The following is a 14,562-nucleotide window of genomic DNA, read 5'->3' as shown; positions in this document are numbered from 1 at the left end:
TCCCCATCCGCCGGGGTGCTTCCCACCGACCGCCGGGGCGCGGAAAACCGCTCGCGCGCCGGTTCGTGCGCGACGGGCGCGGCGCTGCTTCCCGACGTGCCACACGAACCCGCCTCAAAACTGCCGGCTCATCCGGAAACCCGGGGGCGAATCGACGAAGCTCCACCGGACGGACCCCCTCCGTTCCCACCGCGGGGACCTCCCGGGCCCCGCGACACACCCCGTGCAGCCGGGCCCGCCGAGTCCCTCACGCCCCGACGAGCACGAGGTCATCGCGGTGGACCACCTCGCGCTCGTAGTCCGGGCCGAGCTCCCTGGCGAGTTCACGGGTCGAACGGCCGATCAACAGGGGAATCTCCCGCGCGTCGAAGTTGACCAGGCCCCGGGCGAAGGCCCGCCCCGACTCGTCCCTCAGTTCGATCGGGTCCCCGGCCGAGAACTCCCCGTCCACCGCCGTGATGCCCGCGGGCAACAGCGAACCACCCCGCTCGGTGATCGCCCGCACCGCCCCCGCGTCCAGGACCACCGCCCCGCGCGGCGAGGACGCGTGCTCCAGCCACAGCAGCCGACCGGCGCTGCGCCGACCGGTGGCGTGGAACCAGGTGCCGGTCCCCGCCCCCGCCAGGGCGTCCGCCGCGTGCACGGCCGAGGTCAGCACCACCGGGATGCCGCCGCCGGTGGCGATCCGCGCCGCCTCCACCTTGGTCACCATGCCGCCGGTCCCCACCCCGGCCCGGCCCGCGCTGCCCAGCTCCACGCCCTCCAACTCGGCGGGACCGGTCACCTCGGGGATCAGCCGGGCGCCGGGACGGCGGGGATCGCCGTCGTACAGGCCCGCCACGTCCGACAGCAGCACCAGCAGGTCGGCGCGGACCAGGTGGGCCACCAGGGCCGCGAGCCGGTCGTTGTCACCGAACCGGATCTCGTCCGTGGCGACCGTGTCGTTCTCGTTGACCACCGGCACCGCGCCCATCGCGAGCAATTGCTCCAGCGTGCGGAAGGCATTGCGGTAGTGCGCGCGCCTGCTGGTGTCGTGCGTGGTCAGCAGCACCTGACCCACCCGGCGGCCGTACCGCGCGAAGGACGCGGTGTACCGGGCCAGCAGCAGCCCCTGCCCCACGCTGGCCGCCGCCTGCTGGCGGGCCAGGTCACCGGGGCGGCGGGTCAGGCCGAGCGGGGCCAGACCGGCGGCGATGGCGCCGGAGGAGACCAGCACGATCTCCCGGTCGTCGTACTTGGCCAACACGTCCACCAGGGCGTCCACCCGGTCCGCGTCCAGACCGCCGGAGGCGGTGGTCAGCGAGGAGGACCCGATCTTCACCACGACCCGGCGGGCCCCCGCCACCATCGCGCGCCGCGCCTCCCCGCCCCGCTGTGCCGCTGCCACCGTGCCGCTCCGTTCGCGCTCGTCCCGCCGGTCGCGCCGACGGTGGGCCGCTCCTGCGGCCCGGCGGTCCCGACCGGCGCCGACGCGCGGCCAATCTACGCCGGCACCGGGTGCCGGCGCCCGGGCATTCCGCCTGCCGGCGTCGGCGTCGGCGTCGGAGCGGGGGCGGGGCGGGCCCGGCACCCGTCCGACCCCGGAACCCGGCTCGAACACCCCTCCCCCACAGCGCCGAACAGCCGCCCATTCCCGGACTCCCCCACCGCCCTCGACGCCCCGGGCCGGAGACCGGCCCCGGGCACGGCACCTCCGGCCTATCCCGTGCGCGGCCCCGCCCTCCTCCGCCGTCGGCGGGCCGGGTCCACCGGGCTCAGTCGGTGACCCGGCTGCGCTTGTCGTACAGCAGATCCGCGTAGTCGGGGTGACGCTCGATCCAGCCCTTGAAGAAGGGACACACCGGCAGCACCTTCAACTGCGCCAGTCGCGCGTCGTCCAGGGCGGCGCGCACCAGGGCGCTGCCGATTCCCCGGCCCTCCATGGCCGGCTCCACCTCGGTATGGGTGAAGACGATCAACTCGTGCGTGCGGATGTAGTCGGCGATCCCGGCCCGCTCCCCGTCCAGCGTCGCCTCGTACCGCTTCGCGTCCGGCCGGTCCACCACCACCGGCGACCCCTGCCCCACCTCGATCACCCCTTCATTCCGTTCCTATTCACCCAACTGTAGACCTTCCCATCTCAGTGAGCTTTTGATTCGCATACCAAATCATCCCCAAGGCCTGGGCCGATGCCAGCTACAAGAAAACCCTCATCGAGCACGCCGCCACCCGCGGCATCGACCTGGAAATCGTCCACCGCACCGCCCCCAGCCGCATCTCCACCGTCCAACCCCGCCGCTGGGTCATCGGGCACACCCCAGGCTGGCTCATGCACCACCACCGCCGCCTGGCCCGCGACTACGAAACCCTGCCCGCCCGCTCCGCAGTCATGATCCACCTCTCGATGATCGACCTCATGAGCCGCCGCCTCGCCGGCGAAGCCACCCCCAACTGGCGCGGCATTTGAACTACGAATCAAACGGACAGCCGAGAACCAAACGCTCACTTATAGCGCAACCACAAGAGGAATTCGCATCACCCCTAACGGGCAGCCGGAAATACGTCGCCCCCCTGATGCCTCTCCCGCAGAGAAAGTTCACCCGACCCACCAAAAGAAAGAACCCTGGGCTCCACAATGGATTACACGCACCAGATTACCCCGCCCCCAAGAAGAAGTCCCCTAATCAGGCGAAGCAAGCAGTTGGCGAATTTCTCCATGAATGAACACATTTCCTGTTACGTCAGAATTTAGAGCACCCTTCAAATCGTCCAAATTCGTAACGCCGACCACGAATTGAGCGAGTGGATTTCCGATTTTCTCCACAAGGGAGGCCCGAAGCTTGACCTCTTGATCAGTTCCCCCTTCCAAAAGAAGCAGCCCTTCGCGAGTAACGCACTTAAGGGAGTCCAGCCTGAATCGAACTTGACACCTGGACTCGGGTAGCCACAAATTCTTGACTTGCCCAGAAGGAGAGAATCCAATATTAATGGAACACGACTCACTCCATCTGGATTTTTGAACATTGATCACCGAATACAAATCCGACGTAATTCGATACCAACTGTGGCCGCGCCGCTGAAAGCCTAGCGGCTTGATAGATTCATCTACTACTCGGACCACTGCACTCTGCACCATCAACCGAATTTCTTGTAGATATCCAGATGTCCGGTCCAGGCTTGGCCAGTCATCTCTTCAAGCTCTCCCACGTAGCCCCGCAACTGTCGACGTCCGGTCGCCATGCTACTAGGAGCATCGGACTTAAGTTCGCGGACCACCCGGCTCTCCCAGCTAATCGCATCAGGTCTACGCCCACTGGGGAGTGTCACTTCATAGTCGTATCCGTCGCCTAGAGCTGTGCGGTAATTCTGGTGAGTCAACCGTCCACGAGCAGAATCTGCATTCTCACCGGACGTGAACCTTCCTTGCGCGTCACGCGGACAACTCGAGTTGTGAACGAGTACCGGCGTAGCCCCCGCCAACACATAGTACGTGTGGGGCCCTCCACTGTCAGGTTGTAGACCCGGGCGTACTCGGTGATCTGCGAAAGCGAGGTGACCTGCACCGTGTCGCCGACTTGAGAAACCAACAGGTCACCCGGGGCCAACTCGCCGGCCTCGGTCCAGGTGAGAGTGTTGTCCACCCAGAAGGGGTGGCCGGCGGTCGCCACGAGAGGCTTGTCACTCAGATCCTCGGAGGCGGCTGCGTCGGTGGTCGACGGAACACCGACGGCCACCAACTCTTTTTCGCCCCCTCCTCGGATCTCAGCGGTCACCGTCCTGGCGGAAACTTCCCCCGTTTCCGGGTCGGAGGCGAGGACGAGGTCGCCGATGACCACATCCTCGATGGCTTTCGTGGTGCCGTCAGCCATGAGGACGTGCGTGCCGGGCACGAAGCTGTTGCTACAGGGAGCGCCGAATCGAGACCTGGCCGGGCCTGTCCTACGGAAAGCCAAGGCGGCGAAGACATCAAAAGTTGTTTCTCCCGCGACCTCTGCGTAGCGACCCTCCTGAACATCCTCAACACGCTGGCTACAGAATCGATCACCCCCAGGGTCGTTGCCATCATCATCTGCGGGCTACCGGGCTGCAATTCCAAAAGCCTGTTGAAGGTCTCTCCGCACCTACCGCTTCCGGTTACGCAGCTGGCGGTACCACCATAAAGACCCGAATAGGTGTCGACAGCCGATGAGACGAGACCACTCGCCCTATTACCGAAAGAATTAACAAATCGCTGCCCTGAATTGAACTGCGGAGTCAGCCGAACGATTGGCTGATGCTGATTGACACGAGTTCCGGGGAAAAGGGCCCATCGGGCAAGGCTGAGAGCAGCCTTGGTTGCTCCGATAGTCGCCGCGACCGCTTTGTTGAGGAAAAGACCCGAGAGGTCCGAGAAGGCGAGGGGGTTGTTGTTGGCGTAGGTGTAGCCGTGGATCTGTTCGGAGTCGGTAAGATCCATGATCGGGTCGGGGGAGATGAACCGACCGATGGCGGGGTCGTACTCCCGGGCCCCGAGGTTGATCAGGCCGGTCGCTTCGGTGTCGTCGATGCCGCCGACGAAGCTGCGGGTGCCGGGCCAGTCGAGGCCGGGGTCCGTGCCGCGCAAGCCACCGAAGGGCAGGGTGCGGCGCTGGGTGAGTTCCCCGGTCGCCATGTCGATCGCCAGATGGCCGGTGCCGTGGTGGTCGGCGACGATGACGGAAGTCGCGCCGTCGTCGGTGGTCACCGCCACGTGCCCGCTGCCCGGGTCGACGTACCGGGTGGCTTCCGGCTTCGTCGCCCCGGTGGGCAGGGTGATGTCGGTGTGCCCGAGGTGGAGCGTGGTTCCGGTGTGGGTCCGCGCGATGAGACGGCCGCCGTCCGCGTTGTAGACGTAGGAGGCCCCCGGTCTCGTCGTGGTTCTCGACGGTGTCCACCCGGCCCTCGGGGGTCCAGGTGAGCGCGTTTGGGTGTCCCCGCCGATCTGACGCGAGACGGTCCGGCCCGCCGCGTCCTACCCGTACTCCTCCAGCGAGGTGACGCCCGGCGCCTCCTGGCCGACGGAGGTCAGGGTGGGAGCTGCTCGGCGTCGTACTCGTGCGTGCGGGTGATGCTCCGCTCGTGCAGCGTCTCGGTGACCCGGTTGCCGACCGTGTCGTAGGTGTAGGAGTGGTGGTAGGGGGCGGGGCCGGCGATGGTCGCCGCCGCTCCGCTCGCCGCCCACTTCCCCTGGTTCTGCGTCCAGGCGTCCGTCAGTCGACGCAGGTGGTCGTAGTCAAAGCGCTGCAGATCGGTGCCGGAAGGGGAGCCGTCCTCGATGGAGGGGACGTTGCCGATCGGGTCGTAGGCGTAGGTCTCGTGCCGGTCGACGCCGGGACGTCCCTCGCGCTTTACCAGCGAATCGGCCAGTCGCCGAGTATCCCACTCACAGGTATTGATGATCGAAAAAAGTCGGCTACCAGAAAGCATCTCGTACTCAAGGGGCTTGCCGAGTTTGTTGTAAGTGGTGGTAGCGGTCAACCCTTTGCCTGTTCTGATTCCCACCAGCCACAGGGGGGCTTCTTCATACTCGTAGGAAACCGATTCACCTGTAAGCGAGCCGGCCGGCGGAAGGCTGATCCTCCTTACCGTCCCCGATGAGTTGTACGCCGTGGTGGTGGCGTAGTTCCCCGCCGGCGCTCCCTCCACCGAGCAGGGCATCCCGATTCCTCCCGAACCATGAAGGAAAGGGAAAACCATCCCTTCTCGTCTCCGAAGTTTATCGGGGGCGGGCCCCGGGCCGGTCCCGAGGGGTTCGGGAACCGGGTCCGGGGCCCGGGGTCAACGGGGGTCGACCGGGAGGACCGGGGGAAGCCCCGAAGCTCCCGCCGCCATATGCCTCACCTGGTGGTCGGAGAGCACTCCGTCCACCACCCAGATGTCGTCGACCATGCCCGGCCAGTACTCCCCCCACTCGCCGTTCCTCAGCGAACGGCCGATCTGGACGGAACTCACCTCGCCGAAGGCGGGGAAGGTCGGGGCGGAGGAAAGGTCGATCTCCGTGGGATAGCTGTCCACGTACAGCCGAAGGGCTCCCCCGGAGCGGTCATAGACCACCGCCACGTGAGTCCAGTAGCTCGGGTCCGAGGGGAAATCGGAAGCCACGAAGCGTGTTGTCACGGCATCGTCACCGTCCGAATCGGTGAGGGAAACCTCCCATTCACCCCAGCTGTACTCCTCCGGATGGGGCAGGAAGCGCACCGTCACGGCCGACTCCCGCTCACCCACCACGCTGAGCACCGTGGCGGGTTCGTCCCCCAGTCCCCGGGACCTGAAGAACCCCGTCACGGAGAACCCCTTCGTGGTGTCGATCGGCACGGAGTCGGTGGAGGCGTGACCGTCCACGCCGTTCAGGAGGAGGGCTCGGTCGTCCACCCATCCGAACTCTTCCAATTCTCCGCCGACCACGGTGAGGTGATGCCCGTTCGGCGAGGAGTCGGGCGTGATGCCATCGACGAGTTCCTCGAAGTTCCAGCGAGCGGCCACGGCGGCCGGGGGATTGTCCTCCACCGGCGGACTCATCGCCTTGATCTCGGAGGCGGGGAGAGGCCGATCGTGGAGACGCACGTCGTCCACCCTGCCGGGCAGGAAGGCTGCCGGACCGGCTGTGCCGTCGGTCGCCCCCAGCGTCAGGGAGAGCGGGCCGGTCGGCACGCCGACCTGCTCGGCGGTGCCGGCCGGGAAACCGTTGACGTACAGCTCGACCGCGTCACGGCCGGCGTGGTGAACGACCGCCAGGTGCATCCAGCGCTCCGCGAGCGGTGCCGTGGTCCCGGCGGGTGTGTTCCCACCCCCGGGGGTGCGCAGAAACCAGTTCCCCCCACTCGGGTCGTACCCCACGGATACGGCCTCGTCCGTGGTCGAGGTGAGGGAGAAGACCGTCGCCTCCTCCCCGGGAAGACGGTCCAGCCGCACTCTCGTCGCGAACGACCAGTCGGCGGCGCCGTTCAGGGGGAGCGAGCCCACCACCGCGTGACCGTCCAGGCCGTCGAGTGCCAGGGATGTGCCGGTGAGGCTCTCCGCTCCGAGAGCGGCTCCCCCGCGCAGTTCGGCGCCGGGAGCATCGGCTCCACCACCGACCGTGCGTCCACCGGCCGGTTCGTCGAGGGCCAGGGCGAGGGAAGCGGGGGCACCGGGGAGCGACTCACCCGGTGCCGCGTGCAGCCGGGAGATCTCCTCCGGGGAAAGCACTCGCTCGAAGAGCGTGATCTCGTCCACGTCCCCGTGGAGGAAGCCGTCGAACCCGCCCGCGTATCGACCGGCCCCCACGAGGAGCGGACGACTCATGGAACTGTCCGCCGCATGGGGTGTCCGACCGGTCCGATGACCGTTGACGTACAGGGTGAGCTCGCCTCGGACGGCATCATGCGTGCCGACCAGGTGCACCCATTCGCCCGTGGTGCGGGAGACCGGCGCCCGCGAACGGGCCCCGGTGGGACGGCCCTCCCCCCGCTCGCTTCCGCCGGCCCCCAGGATCCACCGGTCCAGACGTGGCGAGTGGAAGAGTTCGACCTCCGGGTGCTCGCGCCCCGGCAGGGACCACACCACGCTCGGCTCGTCACCGGTTTCCTCGAGACGCACCCACGTGGAGACGGTGAAATCGGCGGCGGGGTCGAGAAGTCGGGTGTCCGTGCGGAGGAGGGCGTCGGCGCCGTTCAGGGTCAACGCGCCTCCGCGCACCCCGTCCCCCCCGAGAACCGCGCCGCCCAGGAGAGTCGCGGAACGGGGCTCGGCGTACCCGCTCGCCACCCGCGCGTCGGAGGCATCGTCCAAGGCCCAGCCGACACGTTCCGAGGTGCCGGAGGCCACGCTGAACCTATACGTGGTCACGCCGGATGCGACGCCCTCGGGGGTCAGCCCCCTGACCGAGATGAAGAAGACCCCTCCGCGTTCGGGGACGAAGGTGATGGTCCGGGGGGCTCCGTTCTCCGTGGGGAGAATGGTCCACGGATCGTTTCTGATGCCGTACTGGTACCGGTTGACGGTGGTTCCGGGGGCGGAGAACGTGAACTCGCCCGGCCGTCCCGCGCCGTCGTACCAGGGATCCTCCGGATCGGCGGGACGGATCTCGGGGTACTCGGCGGAGGTCACCAGGGGAGGCGGCGGGGGCGAGGCTGCCGTTCGCGCCGGGTCGGCCGCCGCCGTGCCGGTGTGCATCGGCCACACCAGCAGGATCGCCGTCAGCGCGGCCACCAGGGGGCCGCGTCTGCGGGAAGGGATCACGAAAGTCAGCTCCTCAACGCCTCGGTCACACTTTCCGTACATGACATGCGCATTGACGCTAGGTGAAGCGCACATGGCGGAGCGAGAGGATTGAATCACCCGGCAGTGGATCAAGTGCACTGATGGGACATTCCACGGGGGTGACGCGCGTCACCCCCGGGCCCCCGCGGTGATCGCCCCTCCCGGAAGCGCTTGCCCGGCCCGGGCCCGGGCGCGCGAAGCACGTGCCATCACCAACGTCCACCTCTCCCCACGTGCCCATATCGTGACTTTCGCGAGGCTTTCACGTGAACAAGTCATGATGATCTGTTACGCGTCGACGCGTACGGAGGAAGAGTGAGCACGGAAGCCCGCATACCCGGGGAATCGATCGAGGAGCCCGGGCGGGGAAGCCCTCCCGCCGGTTTCCGACCCCGTCTCCGGAAGCGGCTCCGACGTGCTCTTTCGCGTCATCGTGCTTCCGCCGGAAAAGCTCCGGGCGCAGAAGCTCTTTCTCCCCCGCTCTCCCCCGGGTCCACACCTGCCACGCCCCGGACCGACGCGGACCCGGCTCCCACCGCCGCCGGCTTCCCCTACGCGGAGGTTCTCGACCGCGAGGACCGCATACTCATCGGCAGAGGCTCGAAGAGCCGGGTCGGCGTGGTGGTGGGCGGTCTCTCCCCCGCCCTGGCGCGCGAACACCACCTCCGATGGGTTCTCGAGGCCTTGGACGCGGCGGGCGTCGAACACTTCGTGGTACCCGGGCACGAGCCCCTGGCCTCCGTCGTGGCCGTGGAGGAGCGGGATCGGGATCGAGTCGCCGAGGCGATCACCTCCCTGTGCGAGAAGGTGCCGGGTTACCTGGTGCCGGCTGACAAGCCGCGTCGCACGAGCGCGAACGTCGCCCCCGCGATCGGCGTGCGCGGCGGCGAACTCCTTCGCGACGAGGACGTGGTGCGCTTCTTCACTCATCTGGTCGCCCCGGAGTCGAAACGGAAGCCGCTCGGATCCGACCACGGGTGCGACATCGAGTTCTGGAGCCGCCCCGAGGAGGTTCTCCTCGCCCCCCGCCCCAACCGGGTCACGCGGTGGGTCCGCGGTGGGGAGATGAGAACGAGCGCGCCATCGCACCGGATGACGCCTCTTCTCTCCGCCTTTTCGGACTCCGAGGTCAACGGCACGCATCCCACACTCGATGTCTTTCTGACCCCACGGCCGGACGAGATCGACTTCCCCGTGGATGTCGTCTACACCTGGGTGGACGACACGGACCCGGAGTGGCGCGCCCGCAAGGCCGCCTATTCCGGGGAGGAGCACCACCCGGAGGCCGATGGCGTCGGCCGCTTCCACAACCGGGACGAGCTCCGCTTCTCCCTGCGGTCGCTTCATCAGTACGCTCCCTGGGTGCGGACGGTGCACATCGTCACGGACCGTCAGGTCCCGGAGTGGTTGGACACCGCTCATCCCCGGGTGCGGGTGGTCGATCACCGGGATATCTTCGACGACCCGGAGTGCCTGCCCACCTTCAACTCCCGGGCGATCGAGAGCAGACTGCACCACATCGAGGGCCTCGCGGACCATTTCCTGTACTTCAACGACGACATGTTGTTGGCCCGGCCGGTTCTGCCCGAGCATTTCTTCTGTTCCAACGGGATCACCAGGTTCTTCCCCTCCCGCTCCGTGATTCCACCGGGGTCCGTGACCCGCGAAGATCGACCGGTGGACGCCGCACAGAAGAACAACCGGGACTTGATCCGGGAGCGTTTCGGCACAGTGCCCACCCAGAAGATGAAACACATCCCCTACGCCCTGCGCCGGGACATCCTGTTGGAGATCGAGAAGGAGTTCCCGGAGTGGCACCGGAACACGGCCCGGAACCGTTTTCGAGCTCATGACGACATCTCGATACCGTCGGCCCTGCACCACCACTACGCGCATCAGACCGCTCGGGCGGTACCGGGAAACCTGAGCCTGGGATACGCCGAGGTCTCCTCCCCGGAGTTGGAGGAACGCTTGGCCCACTTCCTGGAGGATCGCAGACATCACGTTCTGTGCATCAACGAGGCGGGATTCGTGGTCGAGGAGGACTCCGGGGAGGAGCGGGCACGACGCACCGAGGCGGTGACCCGCTTCCTCGGAGAACGCTTCCCCGTGCCGGGCCCCTGCGAAAAAACCTGACCGCGGTGGGGGCAAAAGTCGACGAACCCCACCGGATAGGATCACCCGGTGTTCGTTCTTCGGCTTTGGTCGACCGTGACCCCTTGCTCCACCCCCACTGGCGCCCTGCTCGTCCCGGTCCGGCCCGGATGGTGAATCGATGAGCAACCCCCTCATACGCACGAGGCGGGCCTCCCGCCCGGGTGCCTCCCGCCCGGTTCGGGAGGGAGGCACCCGGGCGGTGGGGAACCAGCGGGACGCCTTTTTCGACAACGCGAAGTACCTGGCGATCGTCCTCGTGGCGATCGGTCATGCCTGGGAACCGCTGCGGAGTGACTCGCGGACGGTGACCGCCCTCTACATGGCGGTCTATGTCTTCCACATGCCGGCCTTCATCGTGATCGCCGGGTACTTCTCACGGAGTTTCGACGCCCGCCCCGACCGGGTGCGGCGGCTGATCAGCGGCGTGCTCGTGCCCTACGCGATCTTCCAGGTGCTCTACGCCGTGTTCAACCGGTGGCTGTACTCCGACCCGGAGGTACCGGTGCGGATGTTCACCCCGTTCTGGATCACCTGGTTCCTGCTGGCCCTGTTCATCTGGCGTCTGACGACCCCCGTATGGAAGACGATCAGGTACCCGCTCCCGGTGGCCGTGGCCATCGGGACGCTCGCCGCCGTCTCCCCCTACATCGGCAACACCCTGGACCTGCACCGCGTGCTGCAGTTCCTGCCGTTCTTCGTCCTGGGCCTGGTGCTGCGGCCGGAGCACTTCACCGCACTGCGCCGGCGCGCGGTGCGCGTCGCGGCGGTTCCGATCCTGTGCGCCGCCCTCCCGGTGGCGTACTGGGCGGTCCCGCGCCTGGAGTACGCCTGGTTCTACCACCGGGAGAGCGCCCAGGAACTCGGGGTGTCCACGGCCACCGGCGTGGTGATGACGCTGGTCTTCTACGGCTGTTCCGCACTCCTCGCCGCCGCTTTCCTGGCCCTGGTGCCCGGCCGCACCACCTGGTTCACCGCCCTGGGAGCAGGCACGCTGTACGGCTACCTGCTGCACGGTTTCCTCGTGCGCGGTGCCAGGGAGTGGGGTTGGTACGACCTCGGCCCGGTGGAACATCCCGTGTGGGGACCGGCGCTGGTGACCGTCACCGCCGCCCTTCTGGTGACCGCGCTGTGTTCCTCCCCCGTCCGTGGGCTCCTGCGCCCTCTGGTGGAACCCCGTCTGAACCTGCTGTTCCGGGACCCCGCTCCACGCCGGGGATGACGAGCGGGGGCCCGTACCCCCGAAGGGATACGGGCCCCGAAACCCCGGTTGACCGCTCCGGGGAAGCCGTGGCTCAGTCGCGCGGGAAGGAGAGCATGCGTTCCACCACCCGGGCCGTGGCCAGCCCGTCCCGGGGCTCGCAGAACTCCTTGAGGAAACGGTCGTACCGGTCCGCGTACTCCCTTTTCACCTTTTCGATGTCGCGGATCGCGGCGACGAGGTCCTCCGAGGTCTTCACGAGCGGACCGGGCGCCTTTTCCGTGAAGTCGAAGTAGAAGCCGCGCAGCGTGTCCCGGTAGTGCTCCAGGTCGTAGGTGAAGAAGAGCATCGGTCGCTCGGAATGCGCGTAGTCGAAGAGCACCGAGGAATAGTCGGTGATCAGAATGTCCGCGATCAGGTACAGCTCGGCGATGTCCGGGTAGGCGGACACGTCCCAGACGAACCCCTGTCCTGCCCCGGGAATGGCATCGAGGATCTTGGGGTGCTTCCGGAAGAGGAAGACGTGGTCCTCCCCCAGCTCGCGACGCGCGGCAGCGAGGTCGACCCGGAGGTCCAACTTGAACTTGGTCGCCGTGTGACGCTGATCGTCCCGCCAGGTGGGGGCGTAGAGGACGACCTTCTTGCCCTCGGGGATACCGAGCACCCGACGTACCCGTTCGATGATCTCCGCTCGCTCGGGACGGTGGAAGACATCGTTGCGGGGATATCCGGACTCCAGGATCTCGCCCTCACAGCAGAAGGCGTCCCGCATGATGGGGGTGGTGAAGGCGTTCGGCGAGATCACGTAGTCGAACTGCCGGAAGCGGTGGGGCAGACTGGCGATGTAGGCGCGGTTCGCCCGGGGGGTGCCGAGCAGGTCCGCGCCGATGCGTTTGAGAGGTGTGCCGTGCCAGGTCTGGACCACGCATTGACCCGGCCGCTTCTCGTACCAGTCGCCCAACCCGACGTTGGTCACCACCCACCGGCTGCGGGCCAGCGCCTCGTACCACTCCTCGCTGTGCCACTCGACCGCCCGCACGCCCTCGGGCAGCGCGACCTGGCCGTCCGACACCGCCCAGATGTGTTCCGCGTCGACGCCTCGGCGGACCATCTCCTCGTAGATGGCACGGGGGGAGTCGGAGAACTGTTTGCCACCGAAGCTGTTGTAGAAGATCGCGTTCCGCAGGGGGCGCTGTTTGAACAGCGGGGTGGCGACCTCCCGCAGCCGTCGCTGGTGGTACCCACCTCGCTCGTTCTCCGCCAGCGCGGAGCCGGAGGCCAGGAAGACGCGGTCGAAGAAGCGCCGGTCCAGGCTGTACCGGCGGCCGGGGCCCCGGTGGGACAGCGGCAGGGTGTTCACCAGGTCCGCGCGGAGCTTGACCGGCACGTCCCCCGTGTGGTCCCAACCGTCCCGGTCCCGCAACGAGAGGTACCACCGTCCCTGACGCAGGGGGAGGCGGGAATCCCAGGAGGGCATGTCGTCGGGTGTCACCCGGATCACGAACCGGCCGTCGGCCCACTCCCAGGAGGCTTCGTGCTCCTCGAAGCGCTGGCCGTGGCGCAGGATGACCCTCAGGTCGGCGCCGGGCCCGGTGTACGCGCCCTCCAGAACGAGGACACCGTCCGGGGTCCACTCGGCACGGTCCACGATCGGCTGCCGCCGGCGGTCGTGGAGCTTGACCAGGCCGGGGCCGTCCGTGGTGACGGCGATCTCCCGCCCGAGGGGGAGGTCGTGGTGCGAGGGACGGAAGTCCGCCTGCACCGTGAGCCGCCGCTCGGTCCCGTCGGAGAATTCGACGTGAGTGTGGAAGTCCTCGGTGGGGTCCTTCTCCCCCGTCGCCCGGGTGAGGTCGGACAGGGGGAGCTCCACCAGGTGGGTGGTCGGACCGTCACCGGAGGAGGCCGTCACCGGGTAGCGCCGCTCCTCACCGTCCGCCTTCGCCGTCAGTCGAAGGCGTTCGGGGGTCCGGTCCGACCGCTCGGGGACCCGCAGCGCCAGGCGCAGGGAGTCCTCCGTCCCCTCTCCCGCCACCAGTTCGATGTCCGGCAGATCGATGGTGAGACGAAGGGCGTTCTCGGAGAAGCCCACCACCAGACGGGCACCGTCGTCGAGCGGAAGGGCCCTGGAGTGCCCGGCGCTACCGATATCGTTCTTTCCCACCGGCCCGGGGCGCCATCCCCCGGGCGAGGGGAGAGCCAGGGTGAGCTGCCACTCCCCCGGCTGCCACTCGCCCCGGTCCCTCAACTTGGCGGGATCGATACGGATCTCGAAACCCGCCCCGTCGTAACAGTGCAGTGCCTGGCCGCTCTCCCGGGTGGCGCGGGGCATGGTGAGGGGACGCACCTTCACCGGAACCCGGCGGCGGGTACCGCGCCGACGGAGCCAGGCCAGCCTCGGCAGCCCTCCGCCGTCCTCCGTCGGCACGTTGGTGACGAAGGCGTAGCCGCGCACCACGAGCCGCTCGTCCTCCCACACGATCTCGGTGGCCTTGGAGCGGATCGGGAGTTCACTCGCCCCCAGTTTGGTCACCTCGGAGGGCAGGGATCCCGTGTCCACACCCGGTACCTCGGCGGAGGGGCGCAACACCCCGCGCACGCGGAAGGCCGAGGGGTTCTCCCGCTCGTACCGGACGACCTCGATCAACTCGTCCAGCCGGTGCTCACGGGCCAGGTGCCACTTGATGCGATCCAAGGGGGGAAACTTCGCGAACCTCGCCGCCGAGGGACCGGCGAAGAACGCGTCGGTCCCGGCGATGAACTCCTCCCTCTCCTCCGCCGAGGCCTCCGGAAGCCACCGCATCAGACGGCGCAAATCCTCCGGTATGCAGGAGGTGGGGTCGGATTTGGGGGCCATGGGGATCAGGGCTCCTGACTGAATGAACGAAGCGGAGGGGAAACGGCGGGGAGACCCCTCGGGGCGAGGTGGATCAGGGTGCGCCGGCGCCCACACCGGGGGCGGCGGTCGGCGG

General features: G+C 67.8%; 11 protein-coding genes and 1 pseudogene. 3 read left to right on the top strand and 9 right to left on the bottom strand.

Features of this window, described 5'->3' with window-relative positions; translation table 11 throughout:
- Positions 1-247: 247 nt before the first annotated feature.
- Both proB and FOE67_RS04100 read right to left on the bottom strand, forming a co-directional pair.
- Complete coding sequence (gene proB, locus FOE67_RS04105; protein WP_182660488.1) at positions 248-1,348, bottom strand: glutamate 5-kinase; 1,101 nt, start codon at positions 1,346-1,348, stop codon at positions 248-250.
- A gap of 406 nt (positions 1,349-1,754) precedes the next feature.
- On the bottom strand, positions 1,755-2,075 hold the full coding sequence (locus FOE67_RS04100) for a GNAT family N-acetyltransferase (RefSeq protein ID WP_438874180.1): 321 nt from the start codon (positions 2,073-2,075) through the stop codon (positions 1,755-1,757).
- A 74-nt stretch (positions 2,076-2,149) separates the two neighbouring features.
- On the opposite strand from FOE67_RS04100, the pseudogene FOE67_RS04095 reads away from it, so the two are divergent.
- Positions 2,150-2,446 (top strand): annotated as a pseudogene (locus FOE67_RS04095) (IS5 family transposase); the annotation flags it as partial.
- A gap of 213 nt (positions 2,447-2,659) precedes the next feature.
- Here the strand turns inward: FOE67_RS04095 and FOE67_RS30600 are convergent.
- The 6 genes from FOE67_RS30600 to FOE67_RS04065 form a co-directional block, all read right to left on the bottom strand.
- Positions 2,660-3,115, bottom strand: a complete 456-nt coding sequence (locus FOE67_RS30600; protein ID WP_182660479.1) for a DUF4304 domain-containing protein — start codon at positions 3,113-3,115, stop codon at positions 2,660-2,662.
- A complete protein-coding gene (locus FOE67_RS30595; protein WP_369075285.1) occupies positions 3,115-3,462 on the bottom strand; it encodes a hypothetical protein in 348 nt (115 codons plus the stop codon). Before FOE67_RS30595 ends, FOE67_RS30600 begins: the two co-directional genes overlap by 1 nt.
- On the bottom strand, positions 3,354-3,848 hold the full coding sequence (locus tag FOE67_RS04080; RefSeq protein WP_182660475.1) for a polymorphic toxin-type HINT domain-containing protein: 495 nt from the start codon (positions 3,846-3,848) through the stop codon (positions 3,354-3,356). The genes FOE67_RS30595 and FOE67_RS04080 overlap by 109 nt, the downstream gene beginning before the upstream one ends.
- Positions 3,749-4,708: an RHS repeat-associated core domain-containing protein gene (locus FOE67_RS04075; protein WP_498370689.1), complete on the bottom strand. Its 960-nt coding sequence runs from the start codon at positions 4,706-4,708 to the stop codon at positions 3,749-3,751. The genes FOE67_RS04080 and FOE67_RS04075 overlap by 100 nt, the downstream gene beginning before the upstream one ends.
- Positions 4,709-5,022: 314 nt before the next feature.
- Positions 5,023-5,424 (bottom strand): hypothetical protein, encoded by a 402-nt coding sequence (locus tag FOE67_RS04070; protein WP_182660470.1) that lies wholly within the window; start codon positions 5,422-5,424, stop codon positions 5,023-5,025.
- A gap of 351 nt (positions 5,425-5,775) precedes the next feature.
- Entirely contained in the window at positions 5,776-8,217 is a 2,442-nt protein-coding gene (locus tag FOE67_RS04065) for a LamG domain-containing protein (protein ID WP_182660468.1), read from the bottom strand.
- 639 nt (positions 8,218-8,856) lie between these two features.
- Here FOE67_RS04065 and FOE67_RS04060 point away from each other — a divergent pair.
- Together FOE67_RS04060 and FOE67_RS04055 are read left to right on the top strand one after the other, a co-directional pair.
- A complete protein-coding gene (locus tag FOE67_RS04060; RefSeq protein WP_182660466.1) occupies positions 8,857-10,374 on the top strand; it encodes a stealth family protein in 1,518 nt (505 codons plus the stop codon).
- Between the two features lie 220 nt (positions 10,375-10,594).
- Positions 10,595-11,614, top strand: a complete 1,020-nt coding sequence (locus tag FOE67_RS04055) for an acyltransferase family protein (RefSeq protein ID WP_323384186.1) — start codon at positions 10,595-10,597, stop codon at positions 11,612-11,614.
- A 73-nt stretch (positions 11,615-11,687) separates the two neighbouring features.
- Here the strand turns inward: FOE67_RS04055 and FOE67_RS04050 are convergent, their stop codons facing one another.
- Positions 11,688-14,447: a CDP-glycerol glycerophosphotransferase family protein gene (locus tag FOE67_RS04050; RefSeq protein WP_228473524.1), complete on the bottom strand. Its 2,760-nt coding sequence runs from the start codon at positions 14,445-14,447 to the stop codon at positions 11,688-11,690.
- Positions 14,448-14,562 lie beyond the last annotated feature (115 nt).

Origin of the sequence: Streptomyces calidiresistens (genome assembly GCF_014141525.1) — a bacterium.
Taxonomy (GTDB): Bacteria; Actinomycetota; Actinomycetes; order Streptomycetales; family Streptomycetaceae; genus Streptomyces; species Streptomyces calidiresistens.
Note: the sequence above shows the minus strand (reverse complement) of the source record. Positions and strands in the feature narration are given on the sequence as shown.